At 46.4% G+C, this 16,643-nt stretch carries 12 protein-coding genes; 7 read left to right on the top strand and 5 right to left on the bottom strand.

The window, feature by feature from the left end; all coding sequences use genetic code 11:
• Nucleotides 1-119: 119 nt before the first annotated feature.
• Genes FSB84_RS29875 through FSB84_RS29865 form a run of 3 tightly spaced genes read left to right on the top strand, consistent with a single transcriptional unit; the run spans nucleotide 120 to nucleotide 4,950 of the window.
• A complete protein-coding gene (locus FSB84_RS29875) occupies nucleotides 120-2,306 on the top strand; it encodes a Gldg family protein (protein WP_147122455.1) in 2,187 nt (728 codons plus the stop codon).
• 2 nt (nucleotides 2,307-2,308) lie between these two features.
• Complete coding sequence (locus tag FSB84_RS29870; RefSeq protein WP_130543706.1) at nucleotides 2,309-3,640, top strand: MutS-related protein; 1,332 nt, start codon at nucleotides 2,309-2,311, stop codon at nucleotides 3,638-3,640.
• Entirely contained in the window at nucleotides 3,637-4,950 is a 1,314-nt protein-coding gene (locus FSB84_RS29865; protein WP_130543707.1) for a MutS-related protein, read from the top strand. Before FSB84_RS29870 ends, FSB84_RS29865 begins: the two co-directional genes overlap by 4 nt.
• A 98-nt stretch (nucleotides 4,951-5,048) precedes the next feature.
• On the opposite strand, the gene FSB84_RS29860 is transcribed toward FSB84_RS29865, so the two are convergent.
• Together FSB84_RS29860 and FSB84_RS29855 are read right to left on the bottom strand one after the other, a co-directional pair.
• Entirely contained in the window at nucleotides 5,049-7,244 is a 2,196-nt protein-coding gene (locus tag FSB84_RS29860) for a glutamine synthetase III family protein (RefSeq protein WP_130543708.1), read from the bottom strand.
• Between the two features lie 153 nt (nucleotides 7,245-7,397).
• Nucleotides 7,398-8,639: a hypothetical protein gene (locus FSB84_RS29855; protein WP_130543709.1), complete on the bottom strand. Its 1,242-nt coding sequence runs from the start codon at nucleotides 8,637-8,639 to the stop codon at nucleotides 7,398-7,400.
• A 51-nt stretch (nucleotides 8,640-8,690) separates the two neighbouring features.
• Between FSB84_RS29855 and FSB84_RS29850 the strand changes: the two genes are divergently transcribed.
• Nucleotides 8,691-9,836, top strand: a complete 1,146-nt coding sequence (locus FSB84_RS29850; RefSeq protein WP_130543710.1) for a glycosyltransferase family 4 protein — start codon at nucleotides 8,691-8,693, stop codon at nucleotides 9,834-9,836.
• Here FSB84_RS29850 and FSB84_RS29845 read toward each other — a convergent pair.
• On the bottom strand, nucleotides 9,833-10,768 hold the full coding sequence (locus FSB84_RS29845) for a glycosyltransferase (protein WP_130543711.1): 936 nt from the start codon (nucleotides 10,766-10,768) through the stop codon (nucleotides 9,833-9,835). The two genes, FSB84_RS29850 and FSB84_RS29845, sit on opposite strands and share 4 nt — an antisense overlap.
• Nucleotides 10,769-10,892: 124 nt before the next feature.
• On the opposite strand from FSB84_RS29845, the gene purL reads away from it, so the two are divergent.
• The 3 genes from purL to proC are packed head-to-tail and all read left to right on the top strand — an operon-like array spanning nucleotide 10,893 to nucleotide 14,962.
• On the top strand, nucleotides 10,893-13,127 hold the full coding sequence (gene purL, locus FSB84_RS29840) for a phosphoribosylformylglycinamidine synthase subunit PurL (RefSeq protein ID WP_130543712.1): 2,235 nt from the start codon (nucleotides 10,893-10,895) through the stop codon (nucleotides 13,125-13,127).
• Nucleotides 13,128-13,159: 32 nt separating this feature from the next.
• A complete protein-coding gene (gene rfaD, locus FSB84_RS29835; protein WP_130543713.1) occupies nucleotides 13,160-14,155 on the top strand; it encodes an ADP-glyceromanno-heptose 6-epimerase in 996 nt (331 codons plus the stop codon).
• A gap of 9 nt (nucleotides 14,156-14,164) precedes the next feature.
• A complete protein-coding gene (gene proC / locus FSB84_RS29830; protein WP_130543714.1) occupies nucleotides 14,165-14,962 on the top strand; it encodes a pyrroline-5-carboxylate reductase in 798 nt (265 codons plus the stop codon).
• A gap of 6 nt (nucleotides 14,963-14,968) precedes the next feature.
• Here the strand turns inward: proC and FSB84_RS29825 are convergent, their stop codons facing one another.
• Together FSB84_RS29825 and FSB84_RS29820 are read right to left on the bottom strand one after the other, a co-directional pair.
• Nucleotides 14,969-15,385, bottom strand: coding sequence for a hypothetical protein (locus FSB84_RS29825; protein WP_130543715.1), 417 nt, complete (start codon nucleotides 15,383-15,385; stop codon nucleotides 14,969-14,971).
• 2 nt (nucleotides 15,386-15,387) lie between these two features.
• The gene (locus tag FSB84_RS29820) at nucleotides 15,388-15,834 is read right to left on the bottom strand and encodes a helix-turn-helix domain-containing protein (protein ID WP_130543716.1); all 447 of its coding nucleotides are present in this window, start codon (nucleotides 15,832-15,834) and stop codon (nucleotides 15,388-15,390) included.
• Between the last annotated feature and the right edge of the window lie 809 nt (nucleotides 15,835-16,643).

Raw genomic sequence — 16,643 nt, 5'->3', positions numbered from 1 at the left:
AAAATAGCAAGGGCTGAACTCAGGAACTTATTCTTTTCTCCTGTGGCCTGGTTCCTCGCAGTGGTTTTCATGATCCAGTGCGCTGTTTTTATTCCGGTTTGATCTATAACTGGAGTAAGATGCAGGAACTCGGAATGAAATCCCCCAAATTCAAAGGGTTTGACCTTTCATTTACCAAAATAATCTATCTCGACAGGGATGGCATATTTGTAAATGTGATGATGAACCTGTACCTCTTCATTCCCCTCATCACGATGGGGCTACTTAGCAGGGAAGTAAGCAACGGCAGTATCAAATTGTTATACTCTTCGCCGGTGAAGACCCGCCAGATCGTTTTTGGAAAATACCTGGCTGTGATGCTTTTCAATCTGCTGCTGGTATCGATCGTGGGAATATTTATGGTAGCCGGCGCTTTCAATATCAGACAGGTTGATTTTGGAATGCTCTTATCTGCCTCCTTAGGATTTTATCTGCTGATTTGTGCGTATGCGGCTATCGGCTTATTCATGTCGAGCCTCACCACCTACCAGATCGTTTCTGCGATCGGCACTTTTATCCTCATCTTTATTTTGAGCCGTATCGGATCATTATGGCAAGACATCGATTTCGTGAGGGACCTTACCTATTTCCTTTCGATCTCAGGCAGAACTGAAAAGATGTTATTTGGCCTTATCACTACCAAAGACCTGTTCTATTTCTTTATCGTGATCTCCATGTTTATTGGCTTCACTTTACTGAAACTGAAATCAGGCCGGGAATCCAAACCAAAATATGTAACATTCAGTAAATACCTGGCTCTTGTTGTATGCGCAGTTCTGCTGGGGTACGTTACATCCCGGCCCGCGCTCACGGGCTACCTCGATGCTACGGCCGAAAAAAGTAATACCATTCACCCGCGTGTGCAAAAAATAGTAAAGGGACTGACTGAAGAACCGCTTGAAGTGACCCTGTATACCAACCTGCTGGGAAAAAATGCTGGTGCAGGATTTCCTGAAGGCCGTAACAAATATCTCAGCGGATTATGGGAACAATACCAACGTTTCAAACCTGATATGGAGTTCAAGTTTGAATATTATTATGATCTCAGCCCAGACAGTTATTATTTCAGAAGCTTCCCCGGGAAAAGCATTCATGATATTGCGAAAGAGGTTGCCAAAGCGATGGATCTGGACCTTAACAAATTCAGAACACCTGAGGAAATGAAGAAGATCATCAACCTGGAAGAGGAAGGTTATGGCCTGGTGATGCAAGTGAAATACAAGGGGAAAACCACTTTCCTGAGAACCTTTCAGGATGGGGGAATGTGGCCTGATGAGGCACAGGTGGCAGCCGCGCTGTCCCGCTTGCAGAATCTCCAAATGCCTAAAGTATTGTTCATCTCCGGCAACCTGGAAAGAGATCCGTTTATTTTTGGAGAAAGAGGATATTCGATTGGAGCAGGAGCAAAAGAGAATCGTCCGTCCCTCGTCAATAACGGTTTCGATGTAGATACCATTTCGCTGGACCACAGGGATATTCTTTCAGAAAAAGAGAATATCGCCATGGTGGTGCTGGCCGATCCCAAAACTGAATTGAGTGCAATCAAAAAAGAAAAGATTCAACAATTCATCAATGGAGGAGGCAATATGCTGATCCTTGGTGAACCCGGCAAAGAAGATCTGCTCAACCCACTGATGACAACATTAGGCGTTCAGTTCGACAAAGGAAACCTGATCCAGGTGAGTAAGCATAACACCCCTGATATACTCGGTCCCTTCCTGACCGATTCGGCAGCATATCTGGCAGACGAACACAAGCTGATTCAATTTAGAACAAAATTTATCGACAGTCTCTATACTGGTATGGAAAGTGTAACGCCGGTGGTGTACAGCGATACAGGAAGCTTTGCAATCCAGCCATTGGTAAAAGCTATGCCCCAGGTATGGCTGAAAAGAGGAAAGCTGGTGAAGGATTCCGTGCAACCTGTGATCAATATTGCTGAAGGTGATCATAAGAATGGACCATTTATGCCGGTAGTAGCCCTGTCCCGCAAACAGAATAATAAAGAGCAACGTATTGTTGTAGCCGGTGATGCAGACTTTATGAGCAATCGCTATTTGGGAGGAGACTATTTAGGTCGTGGTATCTATTGCTGGCTCGATCATCAGGAATATCCTGTATACGGACCAAGACCTATTCCGAAAGACAATGTCATCAAAATAACGCCCAATACGGCCAGCGCTTTGAAAGTAAGTTTTGTATGGATCCTTCCTGCTGCCGTGGCGCTGCTGGGTTCCATTATCCTGATCCGTCGTAAAAGAAAATAATCATGCAACTACAAACAGACGAACAAACCATCGATGACCTGCGGATCTTCAGCAAGAAAGATGCGGCAGGTATCTATGATATCTATAATCAAACCCATACCCGTGGTGGCGAGGCTGCATTGCAGGAAATGTTCCGCCATCCGCTGGGTAACAGGGAACTGATCAACCAGCGAAGTTCGGTCATTGAACAATTTGCGAAAGCGAAACTGGCGTTTCCCTACAGTGCTGTGTTGTTCGATATGGCCGAGAAATATTTGATCCATGCCGGTGAAGCAGAAAACAGGTCCCCCAATACAGCAGTATTCGGGGAAAAGGAAATCCAAAATGGCGTAACGGCTGTGATTGAGCTGATCAAAACCACACAGTTGTTTTTGCATATAAAAGAAGTGGCGGATGTAAAAGAATATGCAGCAGACCGGCAAGAAGTATTGGCGTTGCTGTCTGACCCTGCTTTTGAGCCGGCCATGAAAGAAACATCGAAAGGGAAATTGTCTTATGCTTCTGTAACGGCTTTTGATACTTTGTTCAGAGTTCGTGAACATGCAAAGATCAAAAAGTTACTGGGCTATATTTTCAAACTCGATGTGTTGCTGTCGGTAGCGGCAGTAGCTAGTAAAATGAATTTCGTTTTCCCCAGGGCATTGGAAAAAGGGGATCATGAATTGAAAATCCAGGGGCTGTATCATCCGGAATTGAAAAAACCGGTGAGCAATGATATAACGCTGAATGCAACACAGCCTTTGTTGTTCCTGACAGGTGCGAATATGGCGGGCAAGTCAACTTTCCTGCGCTCACTCAGCACTGCAGTGTACATCGCACATATGGGTTTCCCGGTGGCTGCGCGTTCCATGAGCTTTCCGGTGATGGATGGGATCTATACCACCATTAACCTGCCGGATAATTTGGGGATCGGCGCCAGCCATTTCTATGCGGAAGTATTGCGTGTTAAAAAGATGGCGGAAGAACTGCATAAAGGGAAGGCGCTCTTCATCATTTTTGATGAACTGTTCAGGGGTACTAATGTGAAAGATGCGCATGAAGCCACAGTGGCCATCACCCATGCATTTGCTAAAAAAACAACCAGCCTGTTTGTGATCTCATCGCATATTGTTGAAGCAGGGGAGCAGTTGATGAAAAATCCGAAAGTTGGATTTCAATTCCTGCCTACGCGCATGAATGGGCATACGCCTGAATACACGTACAAACTGGAAAGGGGCATCACGGAAGACCGTCATGGAATGATCATCATCAACAATGAAGGGATTTTGGAGATATTAAAAAACGGAGTAAAACAGAAGCAGGCTTTCTCAAAAACTAAATCTTCACTGGCATGAGTTTTAAAATAGACAAGCAGACGTTGGAAGAGCTCAACCTGCTCGGGAAATTCAGGCAGGGATCTGTATATCACTTGTTCAACAAAGTGAAAACAAGGGGCGGTGAGAAATTGCTGGATGACATGTTCCATCACCCGCTGCTCGAAGAAACAGCCATCAACAAACGAAGTGCTGTGTTCCGTTTCTTCCAGGAATCGAAACTTCAATTCCCTTTCGATGTGATGCAGATCAACCAGATGCGCGAATACCTGGATGGTGGCGCCAAAAAAAATGCTGCGATGGCGCTGGCTGATGTATTTATCAAAAAAATATTATCGAACCTTACCAGGGATGAGCGATTCAGGAAGATTGTGCAGGGATTGCAGGCAACCATCGTTACCCTGAAAAAAACGGCCGTTTTTCTCGAAACCATACAGGGTGCAAACAATGTTTTTGAAGACAGGATCAAAGCCGCCAAATCAGTTCTTTCAAGCAAACAGATTGAAAAGCTGCTGAACATCGATATCTATCAGGATCTTCCAGTCAGCACCATTGCCAATTTCGATCACCTGTTGAAAAACCGCCTGGCAAAAGAGATGCAGGAGATCATGCAGTTCATCTATGAGGTGGATCTGAACATTGCTGTGGGCAATGTGGCGGAAGTCCGCGGATTCACCTATGCCAAAGCTTTGCCTGCTGAAAGGAATCTCCTTTCGGCTGCAAACCTAAGTCATCCCTGTCTGGATGGAGCAGTAGGCAACAATATCCGCATGAGCGGTACCAGGAATGTGATCTTCCTTACAGGCGCGAACATGGCAGGGAAATCCACGCTGATGAAATCGGTGGGTATAGTACTGTATCTGGCGCATATGGGTTTCCCGGTATCCGCTGCTGAGGTGGAATTCTCTGTGCGTGAAGGAATGTACACATCCATCAATGTGGCAGATAATATTGGTTTGGGATACAGTCATTTCTATGCGGAGGTAGTCCGGGTGAAACAGGCGGCTGAAGCGGCAGCAACGGGCGGCAGATTATTATTGATGTTCGATGAGCTGTTCAAGGGCACCAATGTAAAGGATGCCTATGATGGCACGCTCGCGGTAACAAAAGCTTTTGCTGATTACACCGAATGTTTGTTTGTGGTATCAACACATATCATTGAAGTAGGAGAGGCGCTGGAAGGCAGTTCCAATATCCGGTTCACCTATATGCCTACTGTGATGGAGGGTTCCAGGCCACGATACACTTATAAATTACAGGAAGGTATAACCGAAGACCGGCAGGGTATGATGATCATACGGAATGAAGGTATCCTGGAATTGCTGCAATAATGTCAACTAAAAAGGGCTACTCCCTCCCGGGAGCAGCCCATTGCTTGTCATGTCAGTGTACCAGCTTTCAGTTATCCGATAACTGGCAACCCTTCCATTTATCTCAGGAATAACATTTCACGATACTTAGGCAGTGCCCAATACTGATCGGCAACCAGCAGTTCCAGTTTGTCTACATGGTAGCGGATAGCATCGAAGTACTGGTCCTTCACCTGGCTTTGGTAAGCGATAGCCTTGGTGCGTGTATTGGTCATAGCGTTCGCTATTTTCCTTGCTTCGATCATCTTCTCAACCAGGTCGCTCACCTTGTTGATATGCTCGGAGATCTTCACCAGGATCTGTTTCTGGTTAGCGAAAGATTCTTCTGCCAGACCTACTTCTTTCAGACCCTTGATATTGTTGATCAGGATATTCTGATACTTGATAGCAGCAGGCAGGATATGGCTGGTGCAGAGTTCACCCATGATGCGGGCTTCGATCTGTACGCGCTTGATGTATTTTTCCAGTTCGATCTCGTGGCGTGCTTCCAGCTCAACGTGTGTAAGAACGTTATTGCTTTCGAAGAGATGTTTGGCTTTGTCTGTAACCATTGCATCCAGCGCCAGCGGAGTGGTGGGGATGTTTGGCAGACCGCGGCGCGCAGCTTCGTGGTGCCATTCGTCGCTGTAGCCATCGCCTTCGAAGAGCACTTTCTCGCTGCTCACGATGTACTCGCGGATCACATGCATGATAGCGATCTCTTTCTTTTCACCTTTTTCGATCAGGCCGTCCACTTCAGCTTTGAAGTTCTTCAGGGTTTCAGCCATGATGGTGTTCAGGGTGGTCATCGGGTTGGCGCAGTTGGCGGTGGAGCCTACGGCGCGGAACTCGAATTTGTTACCGGTGAACGCGAAAGGAGAAGTACGGTTACGATCGGTATTGTCGAGCAGCAGTTCAGGAATGCTTCTGTGAAGGTCCAGTTTCAGGATGGCTTCGTCCTGCTCATCGAATTTGTCGCCTACTCTTTCTTTCACATCTTCCAGAACCTTGGCCAGGAACTGACCGATGAATACGGAGATGATAGCAGGAGGAGCTTCGTTTGCGCCTAAGCGGTGGTCGTTACCGGCAGAAGCGATAGAAGCGCGGAGGGTATCGGCATAATCATGAACGGCTTTGATGGTGTTCACGAAGAAGGTGAGGAACATCAGGTTGGTCTTCGGAGTTTTTCCGGGGGCCAGGAGGTTCACACCAGTATCTGTAGCCATGCTCCAGTTGTTGTGTTTACCGCTGCCGTTGATGCCTGCGAAAGGTTTCTCGTGCATCAGTACGCGCAGTTTGTGACGGCGTGCAACACGGTCCATGATGTCCATCAGGAGCGTATTGTGGTCAACTGCCACGCTCACTTCTTCGAAGATAGGCGCGCACTCGAACTGTGCAGGAGCCACTTCATTGTGACGTGTACGGAGGGGGATACCCAGTTTATAGCTTTCTTCTTCGAAGTCTCTCATGAAAGCATAGATCCTTTCAGGGATAGATCCGAAGTAGTGATCTTCCAGTTGTTGTCCTTTTGCGGGAGCGTGTCCGAATACAGTTCTGCCGGACATTACGAGGTCAGGACGGCCGTTGAACATAGCTTCGTCGATCACGAAGTACTCCTGTTCCCAGCCGAGGGTAACATTTACTTTGGTAACGTTCTTGTCGAAATAGTTACAAACGTCTACCGCAGCTTTGTTCAGGGCTTCCACTGATTTCAGCAGGGGAGCTTTGTAATCCAGTGTAGCACCGGTGTAAGAAACGAAGATGGTGGGAATGCAAAGCGTTTTGCCTTCGCCGATCTCCATGATGAATGCCGGAGAAGAAGGATCCCAGGCAGTGTAGCCGCGTGCCTCGAAAGTTGCACGGATACCACCGTTAGGGAATGAAGATGCATCAGGCTCTTGTTGGATCAGGCCGTCACCGTCGAATGTTTCGATTGCGCTGCCATCACTCTTAAGTGTAAAGAAGGAATCATGTTTTTCAGCCGTAGTACCAGTGAGGGGTTGGAACCAGTGTGAGTAGTGAGTTACACCTTTGCCTTCAGCCCACTGACGCATACCAGCAGCAATCTGGTTGGCTACAGCGCGATCGAGTTTCTTTCCTCCTTTCACAGAAGCATTCAAACTCTTGTAGGCTTCATCACTTAAATATTCACGGGCAGTCTTGAGCGTAAATACATTTTCTCCGAAAATTCCGGTAATCTTCGTTCTACTCGCAGCGGCATGGCCATTAGACTGAGTAGACAAGTCGTTGATGGCTTTAAAACGTAAAGATTCCATTAATTTGTGTGTTTTGCTTTGTGCAAATAAACGATCTATTGCCCGTTTAGAGAAATATTTTGCCCGCTATGTGAATATTTTTGATGAAACTGTGGAAATAAGTCGATTTTTTGCGACAAACATCGAAAAACTAACGTCCGGGAGTATTGAAAACTAAATATGTAATTTTTTATTATTTGAAGCGGTAAGCCAGGTAAAAAGGAAGAGCTCGGGGATGATCTTATACCGCACAATGGCGCCCGGGTAAGGAACAGTATAGCCGATAAAAATATAATAGCTCACACTGAAAATCAACAAGTAAAGAAGAAAGGGCTGGGAGATTTGAAATCTTATATCACCCCTGTTCCTATATAATATATACAGGACCAATCCCCAGAATAATAAAATATCGGCTGATGCTACCAGTTGTAAAGGCCCTTTGGCTTCCCAGGGAGCAGGCCGGAAAAAGACGTTCAGAGCGGCCTGCGGCAATACAGTAATAAAACTACGGGTATCCGCGGTGAGCGTGTCCAGTTGATATATCGTATTTCCTTTCAGTGAAAAAAAATCAGCCTGTTTGTTAACCACTATTTGTGGCAGGTTCTTTTCCGGTGAGATCCGGGCACTGGCAAAGAAGAGTAGAATACCTGCCGCATATACGGGAGCCCATACTTTCCAGGGACTGACCCTATACTTTACCGTGATAAATACGCAGAAAAGGGCCGGGATGGCCAGCAAAGGCACGGGGGCGCGCATGATGAAAGCGCCAACAAGCCCCAGGATTGCCCACACAAAAGACCGGAGGGACCTGGTTTTCATCCAGTGATAACCTCGGTTCAGCGTCAACGTGATGAAGAAGAAGAGTAGGGCATCCCCCCTGAATCCGCTGAGCCAGAAAACCACCGGAGGGAAAAAGAAAATCAACAGGAACCACCATTTCCTTTGAGCAGGAAAATTTTTCACCAGCAATTCGAAAAACCAGTAATGTCCCCAGAATGTTATGAAACTAAAAAAAACTATATTTATATAGTAATTGCCGCCACTGAAGATATTGAAGATTGCCTGTGGCTTTACGGTAAGATTATATTCCCAATCGCCCAACAGATTCCTGAAACCTGCTGAAAAAGTAGCATGGCGCTCAAAGGGAAGAAATGGATTAAAATCTGCAAAGAATTGTGCTGTTTGTTGAAATAAGAGATTTTTCTCCTCTATCCCCTGTTGATGGAATAACCAGGTATCATCCCCGCCAAAATAGTGTAGGAAAATGTAGCCGTAACCTGCCGCGGCTAAGACTTTCACACCAAAAACCATGATCAGTTCGTTATAGGAAAGGATAACGGTCCTGTTCTTTAACATGCGTTGCAGCAACCAGGCAAAGCCGGCTGTTAGCAGTATTATGTACAATATTGTGAACATCCGATGGCTAAATATATTCTATAAATTATAATTTTGACGCAATTTCAAACAATGACCCGGCATCCAGCAAAAAATAAACTTATTGCATTCGTATCCAATAGTGCATGGTCTGTGTACAATTTCCGGATGGACGTGATCTGTTGCCTGCTTGACCAGGGATACAATGTATTGATCATTGCGCCTGACGACAACTACTCGATCCATCTCAGGGAAGCCGGTTGTCATTTCCTGCCCATCGATTTCAATAATAAAACGGCCAATCCGGTCTCTGACTGGTTCTTCTATCGCCAGTTGAAAAGTCTTTATCAGCAATACCGTCCTGATTTCATCTTCCATTATGTGGCCAAGCCGAATATTTATGGTTCACTTGCCGCCAATGCTGTGAAGATCCCATCCGTGGCGGTGATCACAGGTCTCGGTTACCCATTCGCGAAACGGAACTGGCTTTATTACACACTCAAGTTCCTCTATAAAAAAGCACTGCGCCATACCCAGGAAGTATGGTTCCTCAATAACGAAGATGCCAAGATATTCATTACAGAAAAGATCGTGAATATCGAGAAAGCGAAAGTATTGCCGGGAGAAGGCGTGAACACTGATTTCTTCTCTCCGTCCTTTCAATCCGGAAAGAACAAAGATGAAGTGTTCACTTTTTTGATGAGCACCCGCTTGCTCCGTAGCAAGGGTATCGGCATCTATGCAGATGCAGCCCGCATTCTCAAAAAGAAGAATTATGATGTCCGCTTCGAGCTGATCGGTTTCTTTGAATCACATCACCCGGATTCCATCACAACGGAAGACCTGCAGCGCTGGGGCCAGGAGGGTTTGATCGAGTACCGGGGCTTTGCAGAAGATGTTCGTCCATTCCTGGAACATGCCGACTGCTTCGTCTTCCCCAGTTTTTATAACGAAGGAGTACCACGCTGCCTGATGGAAGCAGCCAGTATGGAGCTCCCCATCATTACTTCGTTTAACCGGGGCTGTAAGGAAGTGGTGCTGAACAATTCAACAGGTTATATCTGTAAGAGCCAGGATCCCTTCGATCTGGCCGATAAAATGGAAAAGATGATCAACCTGCCTGCAGAAGACCGCGCCAGGATGGGCAAGAACGGGCGTTCACTGATCATCAAGAAATTTGGGATAGAAAAAGTGATCGACGAATATATCGGCACATTGAATGCAGACCTGGGCGACTAAAAACTAAGATTATCATCAAAAGTGCCTCCCCAGTGATCTTCTATCAGGTCCAGCACACCTGAGCTCCTTATCTGTTGCTCCCAGGTCCAGTTGCTGAGATCAGGTATCGCATATACCATTCCACAGACACGCTCCCAGTTGAGATCCGAGAGGTCCTGCTTCACATAGCAATAGCTGCCTCCATATTGTTGTTCAAACCGCATGATCCAATCATAATGCGTGCTCACCACCGGCAGGCCAACAGCCAGGTATTCCAGCAGCTTGGTGCTTGTTTGCTGATTCAATGGCTCTTTGTCCATCATGAAATTGATCCCGAACCTTGCGCGCTTCAATTGAGCAGGGACTTCTTCATAAGGCAGCGGCCCAATGAACCGAATATTGGGAGATGAATGATATCTTTCTTTCAATGCCTGGTATTCCTTTCCGATCACCAGCAGGCTGCGTTCTTTCAGATTGCCGGCAGCAAAGCAGTCGAGCAGTTTTTCCGGTTCCCGGATGGGACTGAGATCGCCGAGATAAACAAAATCGAATTCATTGGAAGATGGTGTGGCGGCATAGCCAAACCAATGTTCCTGGATGCCCATATCGCGAAAGCCGCTGGGCACATCATCTTCGAAGCCGAAGCTTTTCTTTACATATTCATTCAGGAATAGCCGGTAATCCGGTTCCACGTTGAGCCATTTCTTTCCCAGGTCCTTTAGTTTGCGCCAGGGCGGGATGGAAGTGGAAGTATATTCGTGCACTTTCAGTACACCGCGGCGACGTGGGGAAAGGTCTGTTCCCATGTAGCGCCATTCCACATCGCAGGGAGTATTTTTTATTTCTTCCTTGTTCACCAGCAGGGTATCAATGCCATATCTTCCAAAGAACCTGTGATAGGCTTCGGTTTCAGACAAAAATGCCTTGTTGTTGTGAACGAATGCAATTCTCATAGAAGGCGCTAACAAAGGATAAATTTATAAATAAGATTGCATAGTGGTTCGTACTTTTGCACCTCCCTGGTCCATACCGTGTTCCACATGATGGAGCCTTCCGGGCCGGCCAAAAAATCACTTCATGGAAATAACAGTAAAAACGGCGCAGCAGTTGCGCCTGACAGCAGAGGAATTTGAACTGATCAAAGAAAAATTAGGACGTACCCCCAATTTCAATGAACTATGCGCTTTCAGCGGCATGTGGAGCGAGCACTGCAGCTACAAAAACTCCATCAAGTGGCTGAAAACCCTGCCCCGTGAAGGCAAAAAGATGCTCGTAAAGGCCGGCGAGGAAAATGCCGGATTGATGGACATCGGCGACGATTACGGCGTTGTTTTCAAGATCGAATCACATAACCACCCCTCCGCTATCGAGCCCTTCCAGGGCGCAGCTACCGGCGTTGGTGGTATCCACCGCGATATTTTCACCATGGGCGCAAGACCCATCGCATCCCTCAACTCGCTCCGTTTCGGTAACCTGTCTGAAGCAAAGACACAGCACCTGCTGGCCGGCGTAGTACACGGGATCGGCCACTATGGTAACTGCTTCGGCGTTCCCACAGTAGGCGGAGAGATCTACTTCGAACAATGTTATCATACCAATCCCCTCGTGAATGCATTCAGTGCAGGCATCGTGAAGAAAGGAGAAACTGTTTCCGCCACCGCAGAAGGTATCGGCAATCCCGTGATGTTCGTGGGATCCGCTACCGGTAAAGACGGTATCGGCGGCGCCAGCTTCGCTTCTGCCGATATCACTGCTGAATCAGCACAGGACCTGCCTGCCGTTCAGGTGGGTGACCCCTTCCAGGAAAAGAAACTTCTCGAAGCATGTCTGGAAGTGATCCAAACCGGCGCAGTAGTTGGTATGCAGGATATGGGCGCAGCCGGTATCATCTGCTCCACTGCAGAAATGAGCGCCAAAGGCGGCGTTGGTATGCGCATCGACCTGGATAAGGTTCCTACCCGTCAAAAGAATATGAAATCCTGGGAACTGCTGCTCAGCGAAAGCCAGGAGCGTATGCTGATGGTTGTAGAAAAGGGAAAAGAACACCTGGTAGAACAGGTATTCGAGAAATGGGACCTGCCCTGTTCTGTGATCGGTGAAGTAACCGGAGATGGCATCCTCAATTTCTACATGAACGGAGAACTGGATGCGAGCATTCCTGCTGAAGCCCTCGTGCTCGGTGGCGGCGCTCCTCAATATACCCGTGAATTCAAAGAGCCTGCTTATCTGCAGAAGATCGCAGCTTTCAACGCAGACAGCGTGAAAGTGCCCACTGATCTGCGTGGTGTTGCGGAGCAGATCATCACTATTCCCAATATCGCCAGCAAACGCTGGGTATATGTTCAGTACGATAGCATGGTAGGTACCGGCAATGCCTCCACGAATGCACCTTCCGATGCGTCTGTGGTTGTTGCAAAACCCACCAACAAGGGACTGGCGCTCACAGTGGATTGTAACAGCCGTTATGTATTTGCCGATCCTTACAAGGGAGCGCAGATCGCAGTGGCCGAAGCTGCCCGTAATATCGTGTGCAGCGGTGGTGAGCCTCTCGGTGTTACCAACTGTTTGAACTTCGGTAACCCTTACGATCCTGAAGTATACTACCAATTCGTGAATGCGATCAAGGGTATGGGCGATGCCTGCCGCAAGTTCGATACCCCTGTAACCGGTGGTAACGTTTCTTTCTACAACCAGAATCCTGAAGGCCCTGTGTATCCTACACCAACCATCGGTATGGTAGGATTGCTGGATAACGTGAACAAGAAGATGACCCTCGACTTCAAAGCCGAAGGCGATCATCTCTTCCTTATCGGTAAGAGCCGCGAAGATCTCGGATCTTCTGAATATATCAACAAGGTTCATGGTATTGAATTCAGCACCGCTCCTCATTTTGACCTGGAAGAAGAATTCGTTCTCCAGCAGAAAGTGGCTGAGCTGATCAAGGCCGGCGTGATCGAATCCGCCCACGATGTGAGTGAAGGTGGTCTCTTCATCACCCTGATGGAAAGTGGATTCAACCGCAATCTTGGATTTGCCGTGAAAGCTGCAGATGCCGGTATCCGCAAAGATGCTTACTGGTTCGGTGAAGCGCAAAGCAGGGTAGTGGTAAGCGTTAGTCCGGCTAAACTCGATGCTTTCAAAAAAGTACTGGGCAGTCATCCTGCTGAAGAGCTGGGCGCAGTTACTAAAGGCGGTATCGATGTGGACGGCAATTTCTGGGGCCCCATCAGCGGATGGAAACAGAAATATGATGATGCCATTCACAACCTGCTCGCAGCTCATGAAGCAGAGCATGCCATGAGCGCTCTCTAATAACAATCTTCCATCTGCTCAATCAATAAAGCATGGACAAGAATATGAGTATCGTAGTTACAGGCGCTGCCGGTTTCATCGGCAGCTGCCTTGTAGGCTACCTCAATGAACATGGTTTCAACAACCTTATCCTGGTAGATGATTTTTCTAGGGAAGACAAAACTCCCAACCTGGACGGCAAAAAATGGACTTCAGAAGTGGAGCGTGAACAGTTCTTCGACTGGCTGAAAGAGCATAAACCGGGTATTGATTTCATTTTCCATATCGGCGCCAGAACCGATACCACCGAATTCGACTACTCCGTTCACGAACACCTAAACGTAGAATATTCCAAAAAGATATGGGAATACTGCACGGCCAATAATGTTCCTGTGGTATATGCATCCTCTGCTGCTACTTATGGCAATGGTGAATTTGGATATGATGATGATCATGAACTGCCTTACAAGCTGCAGCCACTCAATGCTTACGGGATCTCCAAGAACGAATTCGATAAATGGGCATTGAAAGAAACGAAGCAGCCGCCGTTCTGGGCCGGGCTGAAATTCTTCAATGTGTACGGTCCTAATGAATACCACAAAGGCCGCATGGCCAGCGTGATCTTCCATAGCTACAAACAGATCGGTAGCAATGGCGTGGTGAAACTCTTCAAAAGCCATCGTCCGGATTTCAAGGATGGACAGCAACTACGTGATTTCGTATATGTGAAGGATGTGATCAATGTTTGTTATTGGCTGATGGAGCAGTTCTATGCTCAGCACAAAGTTGATAATGGACTGTACAATCTCGGCACCGGTAAGGCAAGATCTTTTGAAGACCTGGTGAATGCCACATTTGCGGGCATTGACAGGCATTCGAAGATTGAGTATATTGATATGCCGGAAGATATCCGCGATAAGTACCAGTATTTCACGGAGGCCAATATGAGCAAGCTCCAAAAGGCCGGCTATTCAGCGCCCTTCTATTCCCTGGAAGATGGGGTTGATGATTACGTGAGAAATTACCTGAGCGCAGGGGAATACTATTAAACACATGCTATGAGCAGAAAAATTGCCATCATCGGTGGCGGAAACCTCGGAACCGCGATAGCCGAAGGGCTGATCAACAGTGGCTTTTCCCTTCCCGAAAATATCCTCATCACCAAGCGCAATACCAAAACCCTGGGGCCGCTGGCGGAAAAGGGAGTACTGGTGAGCGATAATAATGAAGAAGCTGTTCGGTTTGCCGACCTGGTGATACTGGCGGTGAAGCCTTTCCAGGTGAACGATGTACTGGGCAAACTGCAATCTGTATTCGATCCTCAAAAACATGTGCTGGTATCTGTGGTTACCGGCATTTCCATCGATAATATCCTCAAGGCCGTTGGCAGTAAGCTGGCCATCATCCGCGCGATGCCGAATACGGCTATCGCAATCCAGCAAAGCATGACCTGTCTTTCTGCGCATGAAGTAAGTAATGAGCATGTGAGTTATATCGAGGACCTTTTCAATCAACTGGGCCGTGTGGTTTGGATCGATGAGAAGCTGATGGATGCGGCTACCGTACTGGGCGCCTGCGGTACAGCTTATGCCATGCGATATATCCGCGCAAATATCCAGGGCGGGATCGAGATCGGTTTCGATGCAGCCACAGCCAGCCTGATTGCTGCGCAAACGGTACTCGGTGCAGCTGAACTGTTATTGAAACGCGGCGCGCATCCTGAGCAGGAGATCGATAAGGTAACTACTCCCAAAGGATGTACCATTGCGGGCTTGAATGAAATGGAACACCAGGGTTTCAGCTCCTCGCTGATCAAGGGGATCGTTGCCAGTTACGATAAGATCCAGAAGCCCTGATTTAATTTATTCAATTGGATGCAGCGGCATGATATACTCATGCAGATATGTCCCTTTAAGTTGACTGAATAATATTCCTCTGCTGGTTGCAACAGCGATCCGGTTCATGGCTGTATCTAATTCTTCAGAGATAGTGCTGCCTTTAGCTACATCATCTTTTTTGATCAGCTTCTTTATGTTTTTTAGTTCAAACGCACAGGCAACTTCGATGCTTGCCATGAATTCTTTTTTACCTGCTTCACGGAAGTAGATCAATGTGAATGCTGTTACCATTTCTTTTACCGGATCCATTTGCAATTCCTGTCTGATATTGAATTCCACATCAGCTTTGGAAAATTTATGTGCAGGTTTGGGAAGGAGTGTGAATGAGATCAGATCGATCTCAATCAATTTGTATGATTGCTGTTTTGGTTTGAGCGACATGCTTACTTATAGTTGATGGTAGCAAAGCTTTTTTGATTACTATTTGCAACGGAAGTCAAACTTTGTTTGATAGCGTCAATGTTCTTTGCCAGTTCAACCGGAGCATTGGGAGTATTGCCATTATCAGGCGATGTAGCGTTAGGTTTGTCTTCTTCTCCTACATCCAACAACTGAATACCCAAGGCCATTTGAATTAACACCAGTGTGTCTACGGTGAAATTATGAGTGCCACTCAGCCACTTTGAAACCAGGGAGGAGCTCTTAATATTCAATGCTTTTGCAAGGTCTTGATTTTTCCAGCCTTTTGCTTTGAGCGCATCATCGATTTTAGCGGCCAGGCCCATTCTGTAATGAGTTTTAGCCTGGGCTTCAGGAGTGATCAGCTTGAACATTTCATCTATAAGATCACTGGAATAATTATGTTCATCAATTTCATCAAAGCGTTTCATGACATCTGTTTTTAAAAGGTGAGTAGAAGATTCCCTTCAAATCTGGATCCGTCTGCAGATAATACCAATGAGCCATTATTCAGTTTGGTCCGGATAATTTTCGAGTAATGCCCAATTTGTCTAAGCCTGTCCATAACATCAAGCACTTCCTCTAAATAGTCGTTTTTGTACTGTTCAATGAAATGATTGATAAATAATCTTTTGCTGTTTTCTACGGCAATACTGTAAACAGCTGCTTTTTCACCCGAAAACTGATTCAGGTACACTAATTTTGATTTCACCTAAAGGAGAACATTTACGAAGTTAATAAATAAAATTCACTCATAAGTGAATTTGCACTTCGAAAATCAAGTCAGAAAATTCAGATGGATAGGATTTGATGATGTATTCAAATCCTGGTTGGTTACTTACATAACGTTACCAGATGCTACAGGTACTCTCGCCTTCAATTTTTGTTAAGTGTTTCGTAAAAACACGATGTGTTTTTTCAGCGCCGGACTGATAATAAAATAATCCCGGTGATCGTTTATTGTATACCCTAAATCTGAACCAACAATATCTATGAAGACCGATAGGATAAGCTTATTTATTCTGGCCGTTGAAATTGTGTTGATTACAGCCCTCCATTCAGCTAAAAACGATAAAGCTGAACAGACTCCGCAACTGGTTAAATCCAAAACCAATCATTATACGCCTACCTATACTTCTTTCAGCCTTATTGGTTTAAAACGGTAAGATCAAACCGGATTTCTCCCCATCTTTTCCCCCGGCATTTAACTGGAATTTTTTCCGGAATAAGATTAATTGTA

The sequence above is a fragment of the Pseudobacter ginsenosidimutans genome (assembly GCF_007970185.1).
Classification (GTDB): domain Bacteria; phylum Bacteroidota; class Bacteroidia; order Chitinophagales; family Chitinophagaceae; genus Pseudobacter; species Pseudobacter ginsenosidimutans.
The sequence above is the reverse complement of the archived record's forward strand: the minus strand, read 5'-3'. Positions and strand labels throughout refer to the sequence as shown.